Annotated in this window: 17 protein-coding genes and 1 pseudogene; 10 read left to right on the top strand and 8 right to left on the bottom strand. The window is 71.7% G+C overall.

The genetic code is table 11. The features are described from left to right. Positions 1–2: 2 nt before the first annotated feature. Together IE318_RS16450 and IE318_RS16445 are read right to left on the bottom strand one after the other, a co-directional pair. Entirely contained in the window at positions 3–761 is a 759-nt protein-coding gene (locus IE318_RS16450) for an FAD binding domain-containing protein (protein ID WP_189901035.1), read from the bottom strand. 162 nt (positions 762–923) lie between these two features. Next, a complete protein-coding gene (locus IE318_RS16445; protein WP_189901032.1) occupies positions 924–1,556 on the bottom strand; it encodes a class I SAM-dependent methyltransferase in 633 nt (210 codons plus the stop codon). A 141-nt stretch (positions 1,557–1,697) separates the two neighbouring features. Between IE318_RS16445 and IE318_RS16440 the strand changes: the two genes are divergently transcribed. Then, entirely contained in the window at positions 1,698–2,321 is a 624-nt protein-coding gene (locus tag IE318_RS16440; RefSeq protein WP_189901030.1) for a TetR/AcrR family transcriptional regulator, read from the top strand. Between the two features lie 61 nt (positions 2,322–2,382). Here IE318_RS16440 and IE318_RS16435 read toward each other — a convergent pair whose 3' ends face one another. After that, positions 2,383–3,024, bottom strand: coding sequence for a methyltransferase family protein (locus IE318_RS16435; protein WP_189901028.1), 642 nt, complete (start codon positions 3,022–3,024; stop codon positions 2,383–2,385). Positions 3,025–3,254: 230 nt separating this feature from the next. Next, positions 3,255–3,574, bottom strand: a pseudogene (locus IE318_RS16430) (cation:proton antiporter domain-containing protein); the annotation flags it as partial. 163 nt (positions 3,575–3,737) lie between these two features. Here IE318_RS16430 and IE318_RS16425 point away from each other — a divergent pair. Continuing rightward, the gene (locus tag IE318_RS16425) at positions 3,738–4,370 is read left to right on the top strand and encodes a TetR/AcrR family transcriptional regulator (RefSeq protein ID WP_189901025.1); all 633 of its coding nucleotides are present in this window, start codon (positions 3,738–3,740) and stop codon (positions 4,368–4,370) included. A 74-nt stretch (positions 4,371–4,444) separates the two neighbouring features. Further along, positions 4,445–6,121, top strand: a complete 1,677-nt coding sequence (locus IE318_RS16420; protein WP_189901023.1) for an acyl-CoA dehydrogenase family protein — start codon at positions 4,445–4,447, stop codon at positions 6,119–6,121. 124 nt (positions 6,122–6,245) lie between these two features. Here IE318_RS16420 and IE318_RS16415 read toward each other — a convergent pair whose 3' ends face one another. Beyond that, positions 6,246–7,286, bottom strand: a complete 1,041-nt coding sequence (locus IE318_RS16415; protein WP_229903548.1) for a LacI family DNA-binding transcriptional regulator — start codon at positions 7,284–7,286, stop codon at positions 6,246–6,248. 220 nt (positions 7,287–7,506) lie between these two features. Here IE318_RS16415 and IE318_RS16410 point away from each other — a divergent pair, with 220 nt between their 5' ends. From IE318_RS16410 to IE318_RS16385, 6 genes are all read left to right on the top strand, one after another. Beyond that, a complete protein-coding gene (locus IE318_RS16410) occupies positions 7,507–9,483 on the top strand; it encodes a glycoside hydrolase family 127 protein (RefSeq protein WP_189901019.1) in 1,977 nt (658 codons plus the stop codon). Between the two features lie 32 nt (positions 9,484–9,515). Continuing rightward, the gene (locus IE318_RS16405) at positions 9,516–10,760 is read left to right on the top strand and encodes a sugar ABC transporter substrate-binding protein (protein WP_189901017.1); all 1,245 of its coding nucleotides are present in this window, start codon (positions 9,516–9,518) and stop codon (positions 10,758–10,760) included. 9 nt (positions 10,761–10,769) lie between these two features. Next, a complete protein-coding gene (locus IE318_RS16400; RefSeq protein ID WP_189901014.1) occupies positions 10,770–11,738 on the top strand; it encodes a carbohydrate ABC transporter permease in 969 nt (322 codons plus the stop codon). Between the two features lie 56 nt (positions 11,739–11,794). Next, positions 11,795–12,556 carry a carbohydrate ABC transporter permease gene (locus IE318_RS16395; protein ID WP_189901261.1) on the top strand — a complete coding sequence of 254 codons (762 nt, stop codon included), beginning with the start codon at positions 11,795–11,797 and terminating at the stop codon, positions 12,554–12,556. 43 nt (positions 12,557–12,599) lie between these two features. Continuing rightward, entirely contained in the window at positions 12,600–14,363 is a 1,764-nt protein-coding gene (locus IE318_RS16390) for an RICIN domain-containing protein (RefSeq protein WP_189901012.1), read from the top strand. 309 nt (positions 14,364–14,672) lie between these two features. After that, a complete protein-coding gene (locus IE318_RS16385) occupies positions 14,673–15,197 on the top strand; it encodes a hypothetical protein (protein ID WP_189901010.1) in 525 nt (174 codons plus the stop codon). Here the strand turns inward: IE318_RS16385 and IE318_RS16380 are convergent. The 3 genes from IE318_RS16380 to IE318_RS16370 form a co-directional block, all read right to left on the bottom strand. Next, complete coding sequence (locus IE318_RS16380; RefSeq protein ID WP_189901008.1) at positions 15,191–15,994, bottom strand: transglycosylase SLT domain-containing protein; 804 nt, start codon at positions 15,992–15,994, stop codon at positions 15,191–15,193. The genes IE318_RS16385 and IE318_RS16380 overlap by 7 nt on opposite strands. A 386-nt stretch (positions 15,995–16,380) precedes the next feature. Beyond that, positions 16,381–16,701, bottom strand: coding sequence for a GatB/YqeY domain-containing protein (locus IE318_RS16375; protein ID WP_189901259.1), 321 nt, complete (start codon positions 16,699–16,701; stop codon positions 16,381–16,383). A gap of 88 nt (positions 16,702–16,789) precedes the next feature. Beyond that, positions 16,790–17,644 carry an NAD(P)H-binding protein gene (locus tag IE318_RS16370; protein ID WP_373311192.1) on the bottom strand — a complete coding sequence of 285 codons (855 nt, stop codon included), beginning with the start codon at positions 17,642–17,644 and terminating at the stop codon, positions 16,790–16,792. A gap of 96 nt (positions 17,645–17,740) precedes the next feature. Between IE318_RS16370 and IE318_RS16365 the strand changes: the two genes are divergently transcribed. Further along, entirely contained in the window at positions 17,741–18,538 is a 798-nt protein-coding gene (locus tag IE318_RS16365) for an AraC family transcriptional regulator (RefSeq protein WP_189901003.1), read from the top strand. The last annotated feature ends 85 nt before the right edge of the window (positions 18,539–18,623 follow it).

Genomic DNA, 18,623 nt, shown 5'->3' with positions numbered 1-18,623 from the left:
CCTCAGTGGCTCCCGGGGCGGCTCAGGAGGTCGCCAACCAGCCGACCGACGACCTCCCACGAGGCGTCCGGAAGTTCGCCGAGGGCCGTGCCACGCAGAGCGCCAAGCACCTGCTCGGCGTCGGTGCCTGTGCCTGTGCCTGTCCCTGTGCCTGTCCCTGTGTCGCACGGGGTGCCGTCGCTGATCACGTCGTAGCCGTCGCGGACGGCGACACTGAGTCGGTGCTGTCCGCTGCCGTCGTCGTGCAGCGCGGCGGCGACGACGAGCGGGGGCGGTCCGCCCGCCTCACCCGGCAGTTTGCGGTAGGCACTGGCGATCGGCCGGCGCCAGTGCAGGCTGAGCAGGAGCGGACGTTTGGACAGCACCTCGGCCAGATCGGTCTCGTGGAGCCCGTCGGACTCCAGCACGGTCGCACGGGCGTCGAGGACCAGGGCCGCGGGCAGCAGACAGCGCAGCGAGCTGCCGACGATGTTGCCGCCGACCGTCGCGGTGCGGCGCACGGCCCCGGTCCCCACCGAGCCGGCCGCCCGGCGCAGCACCTCCGGTATTCGGTCGTCGATCCGGTTCAGCACCACCGCGGCGCCCAGCGCCTCCGGCCCGATGACGTTGGCCTCCGGCAGCTCGCGCAGTGACATGGCCCGCTCGGGGAAGCCGTCGCGCTGCCAGGTGGCCCACACGAGTGTCGCCCCGCCGATCGGGAGGGCGCCCTCGGCCAGGCATTCCTGCGCTTCGGTCACGGACGTGGGCAACCGCAACAGCACCTCGACCGACCTGCCTTCCTCGGGGAGTTGGACGGTGGGCGGACGGGCACCGACTGGTCCTCGTGCCCGCCGACACGGCGCATCTTCGCCGCCCCGGCGGGGGCGCGTACAGGGCTCACACGAGCAGGCCGTGCACCGCCCCGCCGCGCACCCCACCTGCCGTCACCGCCGGCCCGGATCAGCCGCTCCCGGGCGTACCGCCTGCACGTAGCACAGCCACGGCCGGACGTCGCCGCTTCCGCGGATGTCGAAGCCGGCGTCCGCGATCAGTCCGTCGAGGAGGTCGACCCGGTTGTGGGACATGGCGGGGCTCGTCGCGCCGTGCACCAGGTGGCGACCGAGCCGGCTCTTCGGCGGCCGGAATTCGACGACCAGCAGCCTCCCGCCGGGCCGCAGCACGCGGTGCATCTCCCGCAGGGCCGCCGGCCGGAGGTCTTCCGGGAGGTGGTGAAGCATCAGGCTGGTGACGACCGTGTCGAACGAGGCGTCCGGCAGGTCGAGGGACTCGGCGATCCCTTCCCGGTAGGTGCAGGGGGCGCTGCCCGGCCGCTGCCTCCTGCGCCGGGCGTAGGCCAGGACCGGCGGCGACGGATCGACGCCGGTCACCGCGCCGTCCGGGCCGACCCGGGCGGCCATGTGACGGGTCAGGTAACCGGTTCCGCAGCCCACGTCCAGGACGCGGTCGCCGGTCTCGGCCCCGCTGATCCCGGCGAGGCGGGCGAAGGCCGCGCGGCGGCGGCCGGCGAAGCAGAGACCGCCGAAGAGCTCGTACGCGCGCGGGGTTGCGATCGTCACGCCCGGTGTGTCCGAGCGTGGCTTGCCCTGCATGAGATGTCCGAGGGGCATGGCCCTCCTCCATAACTTAGTGACGACTAAGCAGATTCCAACTTAGTCCCGACTAAGAAAGCTGGCAAGGGGCCGCATACGATGTCAGGCGTGACCGACTCCCGTCCCCGCACCTCCCTTCCCCGTACGCGCAAGCGCCTGCCCGCGGCCGAACGCCGAGCAACGATCCTCGCCGCCGCCACGGAGGTCTTCTCCGAGACCGGCTACCAGCGAGGCAAGGTCTCCGAGATCGCCCGACGGGTGGGGGTCTCGGAACCGGTCGTCTTCCAGAACTTCGGCTCCAAGTCCGCCCTGTACCGCGCGGTCCTCGACCACGTCACACAGACGGTGTCCGCACTGCTGAACCAGTCCGCCGACGCCGGGCGCCCGGTGCCCGACGTGCTGGCTGCCTTCCTCGATCCGGCCCACATGGACCGCTTCCACCAGCCCGGCTCGCACGGCTTCCTCTTCGCGGACGCCGGCGGGCTGGCCCACGACCCGGAACTCGGGACCGCCCTCCGCGAGGTGCACCAGCAGCTCGTCGAAGGGCTCGCGCTGCTGCTGCGCCGCGGTCAGGCCGCCGGGGACGTCCGGGACGACGTCGACCCGCACACCGCGGCCTGGTGGCTGGTCTCCCTGCTGGCGAGCCGGTCCTTCCGCGCAGCCGTCGTTCCCGAGCGGGACAGAGTCGAGGCGGAGGTGACCGACCTGGCGCTCCGGTCACTGCTGCCCTGAGCACGGCAGATCCCGCGGCAGCCCTCCCGCGCACGGACCGGCGTCCCGCGCGCGGACCGGCCTATCGGTGCTCGCTGCCGACTTGGCGCGCGCCGAACCGGATGGGACGTCTTCGGGGGATCAGTGCCGGGACGCCGGCGCGGTAGGCGTCGTAGGAGGCGCCGAACTGCCGGGCCATCAGGCCGTCCTCGACCCGGACCCGCCAGAGCAGCCAGGGGACGGCGACCACCAGGAAGGCCGTCCAGATGCCGAAGCCGCAGGCCAGCATGGCATCGGCGATCAGGCCGAGCAGCCCGGTGTAGATGGGATGGCGGACCAGCCGGTACGGCCCGTCCGTCCGTAGCTCATGCCGCTCCTTCACCAACGGGACGCTGGCCCACATCGTGCCCAGCACCCAGCGGGCCCACAGCAGCCAGGCGGTGGAGGCGACGGCGAGCAGGCCACCCAGAAGCGCCAGCTCGGGCTGCCAGTACCGCAGATGGCGCCAGAAGTGCCGGGACCACCCCACCAGGGCGTAGAAGGCAAGGGCGCCCGCGATCAGCAGCAGCCGGCGCGGCATGGAGCCCCGCAGCCCGCGCAGCCAACCGCGCGGACCGGCCTGGCTCTTCACGCCGAAGTAGACGGCGCCCAGGATCCAGGCCGCGCCGAAGACGACGACGCAGACGCCGATGACCACGACAAGTGCCGAGTGCAGAGAACCCATGCCTCAAGACTGCTCCGCACACGCAGTGGATCACCACCACCCACGGGTCGATGGAGTGGCCGCCGCTGCTCTCCACCCACGGATGGAGAGCCGGCAGCGGACGGCGTCACGGGCACGTCACCGTCCGGCACGGGCCAGTTCGTCGTCCAGGGCCGGCGCCGACGTCGGGGCGGACTGGCGGCCAGAGAGCCCCCGCCCCGTCACCGTGCCTCCCGTCACCAGACCGCCCGTCACCAGGCCTCCGACTCCGCCGAGGACCGTGACACCGGCTTCCGCCCGCCACCCGCGCGCAGCCGCATCGCCGGCAGCGGCAGGACCAGTACGGAGATCATCGCGGCGCCGACCAGTGCGGCGGCCTGGTCCCTGCCGAGGACCTTCCGGTCGACCCGATGGCCGTGATCGCCACGACCAGCGGCAGGCAGGTCGAGGCGAACAGAGTGAGTGCCGCACGGTCGCGGGCCCCGAGGTCGCGCGGCGCGAGGAGGTACACCGGGCCGCCCCTCACCAGCAGGAACAGCAACAGGAACACCGGTACCAGGACGAGGGCGCGCCAGTGGGTCCACCGGCGATCGCGGTAGACGACGGCCTCCTTGTCACCGGCCGAGCGAACGGCACTGTCCAGCAGGGCACTGAGGTGCGTCACGTTCTCCTGACGAGCCGAGCCGGCGCGACCGGCCGTGGCAGGAAAGTCTGAATGATGGTTCACTTCTTCCATGGCGTACCGCAAGACCCCGGCGGAAATCCGCCGCCTTCAGGCCGCCCGCGAACACCTCGTCGTGTGTGCCACCCAGGTGGTCGCGGAAGTGGGCTGGTCACAGGCGTCCGTGACCGCCGTCGCCGACGCGGCCGGCATCGCGGCCGGCTCGGTCTACCAGCACTTCCCCTCCAAGGCCGCACTCGCCGTGGAGGTGTTCCGGCGGGCCGCCGGACACGAGGTCGATGTGCTCGGCGAGGTGCTGCGCGGCCCCGGCAGCCCCGTGGAACGCCTCAGCCGCGGCGTGCGGGTCTTCGCCCGCCGCGCGCTGGAGAACCGTGGACTGGCCTACGCGCTGCTCGCCGCCCCCGCCGAACCGGCCGTCGGCGCCGAGCGCCTGGACTTCCGCCGCCGCTACCGGGCGCTGTTCGCCGAGGTGGTCGACGAGGGCATGGCGCAGGGCCTGCTGCCCGCGCAGAACGCCGGCATCACCGCGGCCGCGCTCACCGGGGCGATCGGCGAGATCCTCGTCGATCCTCTCGGCGCCTCCGACGACCACAGCACCGAGGCACTCCTCACCGACCTCACCGCCACCGCCCTGCGCTGCGCCGGCGCCCCGCCCGCGGAGCCCGGCCCCACGACCCCGACGTGACCCCGTCATGCCTCGACATGACCCGGCCATGCCCCCGACATGACGCCCTGACCGTGCATCCCGGAGGACCCACGATGACCACGACCGCCGAGACCGCCGAGACAACCGTGCCCCGCAGCAACCCCACCGCCGTGACGCACGACGTCACCAACCAGCCCCCGCCGCTGACCGGCCACGACCTCGCCGACGACGCGGTGCTCATCGAGGCGGTGCGCCGGGAGGGCGCCGAGTGGCATCTGGACGAGTTGCACCGCCTCGGCCGCTTCGCGGGCAGCGAGGAGGCGCAGCTGTGGGCCGACCAGGCCAACCGCCACGAACCCGTGCTGCACACCCACGACCGCTACGGCCACCGCGTCGACGAGGTCGAGTTCCACCCCGCCTACCACCACCTGATGAACTCCTCGGTCGGCGCCGGCCTCGCCGGTGCGGCCTGGGCCGACGAGCGCCCTGGTGCCCACGTGGCCCGTGCCGCGAGCTTCATGCTGACGACGATGCTGGAGCCGGGACACCTGTGCCCGATCTCCATGACCTACGCCGTCGTCCCGGCCCTGCGCCACTCCCCCGAGCTCGCCGCTACGTACGAGCCCCTGCTCACCAGCCGCGTCTACGACCCCGGCCTGCGCACGCCCGCCGACAAGCGCGGCCTGCTCGCCGGAATGGGCATGACGGAGAAGCAGGGCGGCACCGACGTGCGCGCCAACACCACCACCGCCGTCGAACAGCCCGACGGAACCTGGCGGTTGCGCGGACACAAGTGGTTCACCAGCGCGCCCATGAACGACCTGTTCCTGGTGCTGGCCCAGGCGCCGGGCGGGCTGTCCTGCTTCCTCGTCCCGCGGGTGCTGCCCGACGGCAGCCGCAACACCTTCCGCATCCAGCGGCTGAAGGACAAGCTCGGCAACCGCTCCAACGCCAGCAGCGAACCCGAGTTCGACGACACGGTGGCCTGGCTCGTCGGACCCGAGGGCAAGGGCGTACGCACCATCATCGAGATGGTCACCATGACCCGCCTGGACTGTGTGCTCGGCTCCGCCGCAGGAACCCGCGCGGCCCTCGCCCAGGCCGCCCACCACGTGCGCCACCGCGCCGTCTTCGGCGCCAAGCTGATCGACCAGCCCCTGATGCGCAACGTCATCGGCGATCTCGCACTGGAGTCCGAGGCCGCCACCGGCCTCGCGCTGCGGCTGGCCGGCGCCGCCGACCGGGCCCAGCGCGGCGACGCGCAGGAACGCGCCTTCCTCCGCCTGGCCACCGCCGTCGCCAAGTACTGGGTGTGCAAACGGCAGCCCGCCGCCGTCGCCGAAGCACTGGAGTGCCTGGGCGGCAACGGATACGACGAAGCCTCCGGCATGCCCCGCCTCTACCGCGAGGCCCCGCTCAACGGCATCTGGGAGGGCTCGGGCAACGTCAACGCGCTGGACATGCTGCGCGCGCTCACCCGTGAGCCGGAGTCCCTGGACGCCTTCCGCACCGAGGTCGAGGCCGCCGCCGGAGCCGACCGCCGTCTGGATGCGGCCTGGCGCGAACTGCGTGACGAACTCGCACCCACCGAGGACGCGGCTCTGCGCGCCCGCCGGGTCATCGAACGCGCGGCCCTCGTCCTGCAGGGCTCGCTCCTCGTGCGCCATGCACCCGCCGCCGTCGCCGACGCGTTCTGCGCCTCCCGTCTCGCCGGGGACCGGGGGCTCGCCTTCGGGACGCTGCCGTCCGGGACGGACTTCGCGGGACTGCTCGCACGTCTGCCCCACTGACCGCCCCGGCCGAGCGGGCCCGCTTCCTTCCGGAGCGGGCCCCTCGCCGTTCCCGAGGGCACCGCCTCTCACGCGTCGTTCGTGAGTATGCCGCACCTCACAGGTCCCGTACGCACTCCGTCCCTCACGTCGACTCCCGGACCACCAGCCGGCAGGGCACGGTGTGCACTCCGGGGGTCGCGTCGGCGTCGTCGATGGCCCGCAGCAGTTGCAGGGCCGCCACCCGGCCGATCTCCGCGAGGTTCATGTCGATCGTGGTGAGCGGCGGCCGGCTGGCCAGGGCCATCGTGTCCCAGTTGTCGTAGCCGATGACGGCGATGTCCTCGGGCACGCTCACGCCGCGTTCCCGCAGCGCGTCGGTGACCCCCCGGGCGATCTGGTCGTTGCCGCAGAAGAAGGCGTCGGTGTCGGGCGCGGTGCGCAGGACCGCGTCGGCGGCGCGCCGGCCCCATGCCTCGCTCCACTCGCCGAAGTGGACCCGGCCGGTGGACGGCGACAGTCCGGCGGCGCACAGGTGACCCACCGCGTGGCGGGCGCGGTCGCGGGCCGCCGCGTGGTGTTCCGGGCCGGTGACGTGCGCGACGCGGGTGCGCCCGGTGGACAGCAGGTGCTCCACGGCGAGCTGGGCGCCGCCCCGGTCGTCCGTGACGACCGATGTGTCCGCGGCGTCGGTCGAGGGCGAGAGGGCGTAGACCACGGGGACCGACTCCAGACCCGTGATGCCGGTCAGCGGCGGACGCGGGTCCGTACGGCGGCCGGTGACGATGATGCCGTCGACCCGGCGGTCCATCAGGTTGCGCAGGTGGTGCTGCTCCCGGATGGCGTCGCCGCGCGTGTCGCACAGCAGCACCGAGATCTTCCCGGCCCCGAGCGCGTCCTCGGCACCGAGCAGGACCGGCGTGCTGAACCGGCCGATCCCGTCCGTGGTCATCAGGCCGACGGTCCAGCTGCGGCCGGTGTGCAGGCTCTGGGCGTGCTGGTTGGGCCGGAACCCCAGGGCCTCCACCGCGTCCAGCACCCGCTGCCGGGTTTCCGGGCGCATCCGGCCGGCACCGCTGAGCGCCTTCGAGGCCGTGCCCACGCTGACGCCCGCGAGCGCGGCGACATCGGCGAGCTTGGCCCGGCCGGCGGGGGGAGAGCCTGGAACACCTGCGGCAGAGGTCACGAGCAAACCTTTTCCTGGAGCCATTCCTCAGAGACGTCGATACGGCCATCCTGTCAGGCCACGGGAGAGAGTTCCAGCCCTCGCACGGTCCAAGAAATCTTGCTCAGACCCTTGACCGCCCCGGCGCTCTGCACCTCTACTGTCGGCTCAGGAAAACGGTTGCTCACATTCTGCTCGACGGCTCGCGTCAGCTCTTCCTCCCACCTCCCCTCGGAGAACCATGCACCGCACCAGCTCCACCCCGCCCACCTGCTCCGGTCCGGTCCGGCTCGGTCCTCACGCCCGGGCCGCTCTGCGTCCCGCCGTCGCCGGCATCGACGCGGGCTTCTGGCACGACCGGCGCGAAGTCAACGCCCAGACCTCACTCCCGCAGGGCCCTGGCCTGCTGGAGTCCGCGGGCAATCTGCACAACCTGCGGCTCGCGGCCGGCACGGCCGAGGGGGAGTTCCGCGGCTCGTACCCGTTCGTGGACACCGACGTCTACAAGTGGCTGGAGGCCGCGTCCTGGCAGCTCGCCGACGAGGCGGAGGGTGACCTCGCGGCCCACGTGGACCACATCACCGGGCTCGTCGCCGCCGCCCAGCAGCCCGACGGCTATCTGAACACCTGGTTCCAGCTGGTCAAGGGCGGCGAGCGGTACAAGGACCTGCGCTGGGGCCACGAGCTGTACTGCGCCGGTCACCTCATCCAGGCCGCCGTCGCCCACCACCGGAGCACGGGACGGCCCGAACTCCTGGACGTGGCACGCCGGTTCGCCGACCACATCGACTCCGTCTTCGGACCGCCCGGCAGCGGCAGGCCCATCGACGGCATCGACGGCCACCCGGAGGTCGAGACCGCCCTGGTCGAGCTCTACCGGGAGACCGGCGAGCGCCGCTACCTGGACCTCGCCGCCTACTTCGTCGACCGCTACGGCCACGGCCTGCTCGGCGGCGAGGCCTACTGCCAGGACCGCGTCCCCGTGCGCGAGGCGACGAACGTCGAGGGTCACGCGGTGCGGCAGCTGTACCTGCTGGCCGCCGTCACCGATCTCGCCACCGAAGCCGGTGACGGCGAACTGCGCGCCACCGCCGAGCGGTTGTGGCACGCCATGACCGCCACCAAGACCCATCTCACCGGCGGCCTCGGCGCCCACCACGACCAGGAGGACTTCGGCGACCCCTACGAACTGCCCAACGAGCGCGCCTACTGCGAGACCTGCGCCGCCATCGCCTCCGTCCAGTGGAGCTGGCGCATGGTTCTGCTCACCGGCGAGGCCTGCTACAGCGACCTGATCGAACGCACCCTGTACAACGGCTTCCTGGCCGGAGTGTCGCTGGACGGCGAGCGCTGGCTGTACGTCAACCCGCTCCAGGTCCGCGACGGCCACACCGACCCCGGCGGCGACCAGTCCGCCCGGCGCACCCGGTGGTTCCGCTGCGCCTGCTGCCCGCCCAACGTCATGCGGCTCCTGGCCTCCCTGCCGCACTACCTCGCCACCACGGACGACGACGGCCTCCAGATCCACCAGTACGTCACCGGCCGCTACTCCGGCGACGGCGTCACCGTCCGCTGCGCGACCGACTACCCCTGGCACGGCACGCTCGCCTTCACCGTCGAGGAGAGCCCGGCCGACCGGCCCTGGACGCTGTCCCTCCGTGTGCCGCGGTGGTGCCAGGACGTCCGTGTCCGGTGCGGCGAGGAGGCCTACGACGGCCCCGTGACCGACGGCTGGCTGCGGCTGCGGCGGAGCTGGGCCGCCGGTGACCGGGTGGTGCTGGAGCTGACGCTGGAGCCCCGTCTCACCGTCGCCGACCCCCGGGTCGACGCCGTACGCGGCTGCGTGGCGATCGAACGCGGCCCGCTCGTGTACTGCCTGGAGCAGGCCGACCACCCCGGGGGCGGCCTGGACGACATCGTCGTCGACACCACCCGCCCCCTCGCCGTGAAGCACCGCCCGGACCTGCTCGGCGGCGTCACCACGGTGGTGGCCGCCGGACGCCGGCGCGCCGCCCCGCGGCCGGGCTGGTGGCCGTACACGCCATACACGCAGCACACGCAGCACACGCAGCACACGCAGCACAGTCAGCACACGCGGCAGGCGCCGCACACACCGGAGCAGACCCAGGAGGAGCCCGTCGAGCTGACGGCCGTCCCCTATTACGCCTGGGCCAACCGCGAAGACGGCAGCATGCGCGTCTGGCTGCCCACCTCCTGAACGTCCCGCCCTACCAGCATCGAGGTCATCCCGTGATATCCACCCGCCGCGTCCTCCTCGCCGCACTCACCGCAGCCGGCACGCTCGCCTCGCTCACCGCCTGCGGGGGCGGCTCCGGCTCGTCCGGCTCCGCCGGGGCGTCCTCAGGGACGTACATCTTCTGGGATCCGTATCCGCAGCTGGACGCCTCCTCCCCGTGGGGCAGGCTCGTCGCCGGGTGCGGGACGAAGGCCGGGGTGAAGGTCAAGCGCACCGCGTACGACACCACCGACCTGGGCAACAAGGCCCTGCTGGCCGCCCAGCAGGGCAACGCGCCGGACGTGATGCTCGTCGACAACCCGGTCGTCTCCACTCTGGTGGAGGCGGGGATCCTCACGAAGACCAGCGACCTCGGCCTGGACACGAAGCCGATCCAGAAGAACATCATCGGCGCGGGCACCATCGACGGCTCCGCGTACGGCGTGCCCATCGGCGCCAACACGCTCGCCCTCTACTACAACAAGAAGGTCCTGTCCGCCGCGGGCGTCGACCCCGCCTCGGTCAAGGACTGGGACTCGCTCACCGCCGCGCTGAAGAAGGTGAAGGCCTCGGGCAAGAAGGGCATCACCTTCTCCGCGATCAACACCGAGGAGGGCAGCTTCCAGTTCCTGCCCTGGTTCTGGGGCGCGGGCGGCGACCTCACCCGGTTGAACTCGGCGCAGGGCGTGGCGGCCCTGTCCCTGTGGAAGCAGTGGGTGGACGAGGGGTACGCGCCCAAGGACGTCCTGCAGAACACCCAGACCACCAGCTGGCAGGAGTTCGCCACCGGCTCCTACGCGTTCGGCGAGAACGGCACCTGGCAGCTCGGCAACGCGGACAAGGCCGGATTCGACTACGGCGTCCTCAGCCTCCCGGCGCGCAGCGGCGGTTCGGCGCCCGTGCCGACCGGCGGCGAGTTCGCCACCGTCCCGGTGCAGAAGGACACCGCGCGCTACGACGTCAGCAAGAAGATCGTCGAGTGTCTCACCAGCGACGCCAACCTGCTGTCGACGGACACCACGCTGATGTACGTCGCCCCGACGGCGGCGGTCCAGTCCCAGCAGGTCGCGAAGAACCCGAGGCTCAAGCCGTGGGTGGACGCGGTGGCCGCGGCGCGCGGCCGCACCAGCGGCGGCCTGGGCACCAAGTACCCCACCATCTCCCAGCCGCTGTGGACCGCCGTCCAGGCGGCCCTGTCCGGCGGCAAGAGCCCGAAGGCCGCCCTGGACGCGGCGCAGGCGAGCGCGCAGAAGAACTGAGGCCGAGCCATGACCGTCACCCGCGTGGACCGGCCGCCGCACAAGGCCGCGCCGGCGGAGGTGGGCGCGTCCGGCCTGTTGCCGGCGCAGCGCAGGCTGCGGCGCCGGAGCCGGCTGACCGCGTTCGCCTTCGTCGCGCCGCTGATCGCCTACCTCGCCGCCTTCTACCTCTACCCCTTGTACCGCAACCTCGACCTGAGCCTGCGCGACTACACCGTCCGCTCCTTCGTGGCCGGGGACGCGCCCTTCTCCGGCTGGGACAACTTCCGGAAGGTCCTGGACGATCCGACGTTCGCCCCGGCGCTGCGGCACACCATGGTCTTCACCTTTGTGTCCATCGCCTTCCAGTACGCCATCGGTCTGGCGCTGGCCGTCTTCTTCAACCGGCACTTCCGGCTCTCCACGGTGCTGCGGGCGCTCTTTCTGATCCCCTGGCTGCTGCCGCTGATCGTGTCGGCCTCGACCTGGTCGTGGATGTTCAACAGCGAGTCCGGGGTGGTGAACTACTTCCTGAGCTTCTTCGGTGTCGACCCGGTCGGCTGGCTGACCTCGCCCGACTGGGCGCTGCCCTCCGTGATCATCGCCAACATCTGGATCGGCATCCCGTTCAACCTGGTCATCCTCTACAGCGGACTGCAGAACGTCCCCGCCGAGGTGTACGAGGCGGCGGCCCTGGACGGGGCGAGCGCCTGGCAGGTGTTCCGGCGGATCACCTTCCCGCTGCTGCGGCCGGTGTCGGCGATCACCGTGCTCCTCGGGCTCGTCTACACCCTGAAGGTGTTCGACCTGATCTGGATCATGACCAAGGGCGGCCCCGGCGACTCCTCCTCCACCCTGGCGACCTGGTCGTACCAGCTGGGCTTCGGCACGCTGCTGCCCAAGTTCGGTCCCGGCGCCGCGGTCGGCAATCTCCTCATCCTCATCGCCCTCGTCTTCGGCCTGCTGTACATCCGCGTCCAGAGGAGGCAGGAAGCGTGACATCACTGAACGGTTCCCGCCGGCACACGATCCTCGGGCTGGTGCTCACCGCGCTGATGCTGTTCCCGGTGTACTGGATGGTCAACGTGTCCCTCACCCCGCAGCAGCACATGCGCAAGAACCCGCCCGACCTGCTCCCCCTGCACCCGACCTTCGAGGGCTACCGGGCGGTCCTGCACGACCAGTTGCCGTATCTCGGCACCAGCCTGCTCATCGGCCTCGGCACCGTCGCCCTCACCCTGCTCATCGCCGCTCCCGCGGGCTACGCCCTGGCGAGACTGCGCCCGCGCGGCGGCGGGGCCCTCGGCCTCGCCCTGCTGATCGCCCAGATGATCCCCGGCATCGTCATGGCGATGGGCTTCTACGGCATCTTCCTCGACCTCGGTCTGCTCAACTCCTGGTGGGGCCTGATCGTCGCCGACTCCACCATCGCCGTTCCCTTCGGCGTGATGATCTTCACCGCGTTCATGTCGGGCATCCCCGGCGAGCTGATCGCCGCCGCCCGCATCGACGGCGCGAGCACCCTGCGCACCTTCTGGTCGGTCGTGCTGCCGGTCAGCCGCAACGCACTCGTCACCGTCTCGCTCTTCGGCTTCCTGTGGGCCTGGTCCGACTTCGTCTTCGCCAACACCCTCGACGGCGGCGGCGGTCTGAGGCCGATCACCCTCGGCATCTACAAGTACATCGGCAACAACAACCAGGAGTGGAACGCGATCATGGCCACCGCCGTCGTCGCGTCCGTTCCCGCGGCGGCCCTTCTGGTCCTCGCCCAGCGCTACGTCGCCGCAGGGGTGACCGCGGGCGCCGTGAAGGACTGAACTCACCCGATTCCCCCCGTCCTCCGTGAGGAGTCCCCCTCCCATGAGCCGCACAAGACCCCCCGTTCCCGCCCGTACGCGCCGCCTGACCGTCACCGCGGCCGTGTGCGCCCTCGCCGTCACGACCGCCCTGTCCGCCGGGTCCCCGGCCGAGGCGGTCCCCACCTCGGCGACCACCCTGGTCGTCAACGCCGGGCAGGTTCTCCGCCCGGTCACACATGTCGCCACCGGCAGCCTCTACGGCCTCGCCGACGACAGCACGCCCGCCGACGGCCTCGTCACCGCCCTCAAGCCGAACACCTTCGTCCAGATGGCCCCGGGCGGCTCCCAGCTCCCCAACGGCGAGCCGAAACCGGCGGGTGACGCCCTGGTCGTCGCGCCGAAGGCGGCCCGGGCCGGCGCGAAGGTGGTCGTAAGGATGCCGGACTGGTACCCCAACTTTCCCTACAAATGGGTCAGCTGGGGCGACTGGCTGTCGGCGGTCGACAAGCAGGTCGCCGCCGTGCGGTCCTCCGGCGCCGGCAACATCGTCGCCTACGAGCTGTGGAACGAGCCCGACTGGACCTGGGACACCGCCGACGCCGGGGCGTTCACCACGGGATGGGCGCGCACGTACAAAGAGGTGCGGGCCAAGGACGCCACCACCCCCATCCAGGGACCGAGCCACTCGGCCTGGAACCAGTCCTGGATGAGCACCTTCCTCACCGACGCGAAGGCCGGCGGCACCGTCCCCGACGTCATCGCCTGGCACGAGCTCCAGGGCAGCAAGGACATCGCCGCCCACGTCGCGGCCTACCGCGCCCTGGAGAGCAGCCTCGGCATCAGCCCGCGCCCGATCGCCATCGAGGAGTACGGCACGCCGTCCGAGATGGGCGACTCCGGGGCCCTCATCGGGTACGCCGCCAAGTTCGAGCGCGCGGGGGTCCACGACGCCGAGCTGGCCTTCTGGAACCAGTACGGAACCCTCGGCGACACCCTGACCGGCACCGGTGGCGCGCCCAACGGCGCGTACTGGACGTACAAGTGGTACGGCGAGATGTCCGGGAGCATGCTGGTCACCACGCCGCCCGCGCAGACCGGCATCGACGGCCTGGCCTCCCGCACCGGCGCGGGGAACCGTATCGAGGTCGTCGCGGGCGGCTGCACCGGCTCCTGCGCCGTGCGGGTCGACGGCCTGTCGGCGCTGCCGGCCTTCGGCGGCACGGTGCATGTGAAGGTGGAGTACTCCCCGCACACCGGCCGTACCACCGCCTCGCCCGGCCCGATCACGATCTCCGACACCGACCACACCGTCTCCGGGGGTTCGATCACCGTGCCGGTGACGATGAACGCCACCGACGGCTACCACGTGGTGATCACGCCCACTGGCACCTCCACGACGTTGGCCGGGCGTTACCAGATCACCAACAGGAACAGCGGCCTCGCGCTCGACACCGCGAACGCGGGCACCGCCCAGGGCACTTCGGTGGTCCAGGCGGCCTCCACCACGGCAACCGGCCAGAACTGGACCCTGGTGGCGGCCGGACAGGGCCTCTACAAGATCGTCAACGGCAGGAGCGGCCTCCTGCTGGGCATCACCGACATGAGCACCAGCGACGGCGGCACGGCGCTGGTCTGGGGCGACAACGGCACCGCCGACCACCTCTGGCAGCTCGTCCCCGCCCGCGACGGCTACTACAAGATCGCCAATTACAACAGCGGACTGCTGCTGGGCGTCGACCGGATGAGCACATCGCCGGGCGCGCAGGTGTTGCAGTGGACGGACAACGGAACCGCCGACCACCTGTGGAAGCTGACGCCCCGCTAGGGGGTGTCTCGTCGATCAGGGCGGATCAGGGAGCGGTGACTGGTGCCGTGCATCGCAAGGCGGAGGAGGGAGTCGATGCGGAGCATCGGCGACCGACGACAACGCGGCGAAGTACGGCGCCGGCCACCGCGAGCCCGGCATGATCGACCAGACACCCCCTAGGAGTCGACCAAGGCCGTGGGCGCCTGCCTCCTGGCGCCCGTCTGTCGCCCGTCTATCGCCCGTCTGTTGTCCGTGAAAACGGGGGCAGTTACCGTCGAGGGGTTCGTGCGCCGTTCCACCGAGACTCCGCGGGGTGACACTGTGAGCATGCGGGACGCCGGGGACGGCGGCCGGCCGAGGGACCCCTCGTACGGGCTGCCCTTCGTGGACGAGCACCACGTGGTGGTGGCGGCGGACGCCGCCGAGGTGTGGCGGACGCTGACCGGGTTGGCCGGGCGGCAGGGGGGTGGGCTGCGCGAGGCGTACGCACGGCTCGTGGGGGCGAAGCCCGCCGCCGCGTCGGGGCCGGCGCTGGAGACGGGATCGACGCTGCCGGGCATGCGGGTGGTGGAGTCCGTGCCCGGGTGCCGGGCGGTCCTGGCCGGTCGCCACTTCTATTCCCGGTACACGCTGGAGCTGGGGCTGGAGCCCGCGCCGGGCGGCTCGGGAACGGTGCTGCGCGCCGCTACGTACGCGGCGTTCCCGGGGCCGCTCGGCTTCGTCTACCGGCAGCTGGTGATCGGGTCCGGGGTGCACGGGAAGCTGATGCGGCGGCTGCTGACCGACCTGCGCGACCGTACGGAGCGGGGCCCTGACGTGCCCGTGCCCCCCGGTTTCCCGTCACGTCAGTAAGGGCCGTTGACGTTGTCGATCGAACCGTAGCGGTGGTAGGCGTAGTTGCACGCGGCCGTGATGTTGGCGACCGGATCGTAGATGTCCCACGAGGTGCCCGGCACGTGGTACGCGGTGAAGGTCGGGTCGATGACCTGGAGGAGGCCCTTCGACGGGGTGCCCTTCGCGGCGTTGGAGTCCCAGAGGTTGATGGCCTTCGGGTTCCCGGAGGACTCGCGCATGACGTTGCGGTAGATGCCGTTGTACGTGCCCGGGATCCCGTTGGTCGCCATGACGGCCAGCGAGTGCCTGATCCAGCCGTCCAGGTTGTCGGGGTAGGTCGCCTTGCTGGTGGAGGCGGTCGCGGTCTTTGCGACCGTGGAAGATCCGGTCTTCGCGGCCGTGGCGGACGCGGTCTTCGCAGACGTGGAAGATCCGGACTTCGCGGCCGTGGCGGACCCGGTTTTCGTGGCCGTGGCGGACCCGGTTTTCGTGGCCGTGGAAGATCCGTCGGGCAGGGTCAGAACCTGGCCCGGGTAAATGACGTAGGGGCTGGCGAGGTGGTTGGCCGCTGCGATGGCCTCCCAGCCGCCCGGCACGTCGAGGGATCGGGCGATCGCGGCCAGGTGGTCGCCGGGCTGGACGACATAGGTGGTCGTGCCGGTGGACGCGACGGCCGGAGTGGCCTCGGCGGCCTGGGCGGCCTGGGCCGAGCCGAGGGTGGCCGTGCACGCGAGGGCGAAGGATCCGGCGACGACGGCGCTGCCGGCGGAGAAGCGGCGTGCTCGGCGCGGGCGGTGGGCGGCATGTCTGGGCATGGTGCGGTCCTTGGGTCCATGGATTGCATGGCCCGCAGTTGCCGATCCCCCTCGACAATTCACACCGCATTTCGTTTGCGGTGTGCTGCGGCGGGGACATTGTTAGCCGCAGATCAATAAGTCGACAATCACTCTCTTTACTAAGCGGGATAGTTGCGAGAGTGTGCCGACCGGGGATTTGCGCCGCAAATTGCGCCAGTTAAGGCGTTATTCCGTCACTAGGCCGCTTCGTAAGTGAATTGCATCACGCCGGGCGGAGCGGATTTCCGACCGGCGTCGGACGACAAATTTACCCTTGCTGCATCTTTGCCTGCATTTCGGGCAAGTCGGTCACTTGGTGAAATACGGACTTATATTCCACTCCCGCATGTCGGGCACTGAATTCTCTACGGGGCACCGTGGCCGTCGAGGAAGCCCAGCAGCACAGCCGCTTCCGCGCGGAGCCGCGCGACCCGGTCGGCGTGCGCGGGTGCCGTCAACCGTGCTGCGGCCTCCAGTCGTTCGTCGGCCTCGGCCCGCACGATCTCCACCACACCGTGCTCGCTCAGCTCACGCCGCACCGCCTCGGTGGCACCGACTCCGACCGGTGACTGTTCGAGGGCCGGTCCGCGCGTCTCGGCCTCGCCCACCGGCACCGCCTCCGCGTTGTCCAGTGCGGCGAGCGTTGCCCGCAGGGCGCTCACCGCGGCCTTGTCGCGGGCGCGCATCGCTTCCGGGAGGGCTTGACGCATACGAACGCGCAGGGACATGCGGGGACCCTACGGTGGTGCCCCGCGTCCCACAACGGAATATCCCTCAACTGCCCCCGAAGACGCCCCTGTTGTCCTCCACCCAGGCACGGAAGGTGCGCGCCGGACGGCCCAGCACCTCCGGCACGTCGTCGGTGACCACCGCGTTGCCGCCGTCGCGGACGAACGCCACACCGGCCAGCACGCCGTCCGCCCGGTCCTCCTCCATGCCCCAGGCGGTGCGGAGGAATGCGCGGGTCTCGTCCGCCGACAGGTCCCGGATGGGCACGGGGCGGCCCAGAACCGCGGCGAGCACGGCGGCCTGGTCCGGCATGCTGATCGCCTCCGGCCCCGTCAGGGTGTACGTCCGCCCCGCGTGCCCGCTCCCGACCAGGGCCCGGACGGCGACGGCGGCCACGTCACGGGGGTCGATCACACCCGAGGCCCCGTCCCCGGTCATGTTGGGCACCGGCTCGCCGGCCCGGAGCGCCGGGACCCAGCTCAGCGTGTTGGACGCGAACGACGACGGCCTCAGCACCGTCCATTCGGCCCCGCTCTCCCGCACGGCCCGCTCGCCCTCCAGGTGCCAGAGCGAGGAGGGACCGGAAGCGCCCTCGCCGGTGCCGATCGCGGACAGCTTCACCAGCCGGCCCACACCCGTGGCCCCGGCCGCCGCGACCAGCGCCGCGTCCTGGCCCTCGTCGGGGCCCGGCGGCCGGAGCAGAAAGGCGGCCGTCACCCCCGTCAGCGCTGCTTCCAGGGAGGCCGGGTCGTGGTAGTCCCCGCGCACCACCTCCACCCCGGCGGGCACGCGCGCCTTCGCCGGGTCGCGGGTGAGGGCCCGAACCTTCTCACCGCGCGCGGCCAGCTGTCGTACGACGTCACTCCCGATGGTGCCCGTGGCACCCGTCACCAGAATCATGACGTCCACGGTGGCCCGCCCGCCGCGCCCGGCTCTTGGAAATTCCGGCACGGCCGGCCCGCCGGAAAGGCGGTGCGGGGCGCCTACCGTGGAAGGGTGCCGTACACCATCGCCGAGCAACTGCCGACCGCGCCCGAGGTGCTGCGCCCCTGGGTCACCGGAGTGCGGGCCCTGTCCTTCACCAGGCCGCCCGAGGAGACGTTCGTCCGGCTGCCCGAAGCGGTGACCAAGGTGGTGCTGCGGGTCACGGCGGACGGGCAGCGAGACGTACTGGCCGTCGGGCCGCGGGTGCGGGCCTCGTACCACGAGGGCAAGACCCGCGTCTCCTGTGTGGAGCTGTGCCTCGCGCCGGGTACGGCCCGGCCCCTGCTGGGCGTTCCGGCCGCCGCGCTGGTCGGCCGGGTGGTGGCGCTGGACGGGCTGCCGGGCGAGGCGGCGCGGCGGCTGGCGGCCGAGATGCGGTGGCTGGATCCGCGGGAGGCGCTGCCGCACCTGGCCGAGGTGCTGCCCGGCCTGTTGGCCGACGCGGTGGACCCGTCCCGGACAGCGCTGCTGCGGGCGGGCGTGGACGCGTTGTCGGTACGGCTGGACCGGGTACCGGTGCAGGTCAGGAACGTCGCCCGGGAACTGGCCGTCAGCGAGCGGCAGCTGCGGAACCTGTTCGCCGAGGGCGTCGGGGTCTCTCCCAAGCACTACGCCCGTATCGACCGCGTCCGCACGGTCGTCACCCGCGCGGCGGACGCCCGCTGGTCCGAACTCGCCGCCTCGACCGGCTACTTCGACCAGTCGCACATGACGTCCGACTTCCGGTCCCTGATGGGGGTCCCGCCCCGCTCGTACTTCGCGGGCCTACTGCCGGCACTCAGCCCCTGCCAGGCGGGGCCGCGCACCTGATTTCGGCCAGGTGCCACCAGAATCCGGCCCGGCGCCCTCAATACGGCTGGCGCCCTCGATACGGCTGGCGCCCTGAACTCGGGTC

The organism is Streptomyces spiralis (genome assembly GCF_014654675.1).
GTDB classification, from domain to species: Bacteria; Actinomycetota; Actinomycetes; order Streptomycetales; family Streptomycetaceae; genus Streptomyces; species Streptomyces spiralis.
The sequence above is the reverse complement of the archived record's forward strand: the minus strand, read 5'-3'. Positions and strand labels throughout refer to the sequence as shown.

What these genes read in the sequence shown, in the direction of transcription:
- IE318_RS16400 (WP_189901014.1), top strand. Translation starts at nt 10,770, where the DNA reads ATGACCGTCACCCGCGTGGACCGGCCGCCGCACAAGGCCGCGCCGGCG.
- IE318_RS16435 (WP_189901028.1), bottom strand. Translation starts at nt 3,024, where the DNA reads ATGGGTTCTCTGCACTCGGCACTTGTCGTGGTCATCGGCGTCTGCGTC.
- IE318_RS16410 (WP_189901019.1), top strand. Translation starts at nt 7,507, where the DNA reads ATGCACCGCACCAGCTCCACCCCGCCCACCTGCTCCGGTCCGGTCCGG.
- IE318_RS16380 (WP_189901008.1), bottom strand. Translation starts at nt 15,994, where the DNA reads ATGCCCAGACATGCCGCCCACCGCCCGCGCCGAGCACGCCGCTTCTCC.
- IE318_RS16425 (WP_189901025.1), top strand. Translation starts at nt 3,738, where the DNA reads ATGGCGTACCGCAAGACCCCGGCGGAAATCCGCCGCCTTCAGGCCGCC.
- IE318_RS16390 (WP_189901012.1), top strand. Translation starts at nt 12,600, where the DNA reads ATGAGCCGCACAAGACCCCCCGTTCCCGCCCGTACGCGCCGCCTGACC.
- IE318_RS16370 (WP_373311192.1), bottom strand. Translation starts at nt 17,644, where the DNA reads ATGATTCTGGTGACGGGTGCCACGGGCACCATCGGGAGTGACGTCGTA.
- IE318_RS16420 (WP_189901023.1), top strand. Translation starts at nt 4,445, where the DNA reads ATGACCACGACCGCCGAGACCGCCGAGACAACCGTGCCCCGCAGCAAC.
- IE318_RS16375 (WP_189901259.1), bottom strand. Translation starts at nt 16,701, where the DNA reads ATGCGCGCCCGCGACAAGGCCGCGGTGAGCGCCCTGCGGGCAACGCTC.
- IE318_RS16395 (WP_189901261.1), top strand. Translation starts at nt 11,795, where the DNA reads ATGCTGTTCCCGGTGTACTGGATGGTCAACGTGTCCCTCACCCCGCAG.
- IE318_RS16385 (WP_189901010.1), top strand. Translation starts at nt 14,673, where the DNA reads ATGCGGGACGCCGGGGACGGCGGCCGGCCGAGGGACCCCTCGTACGGG.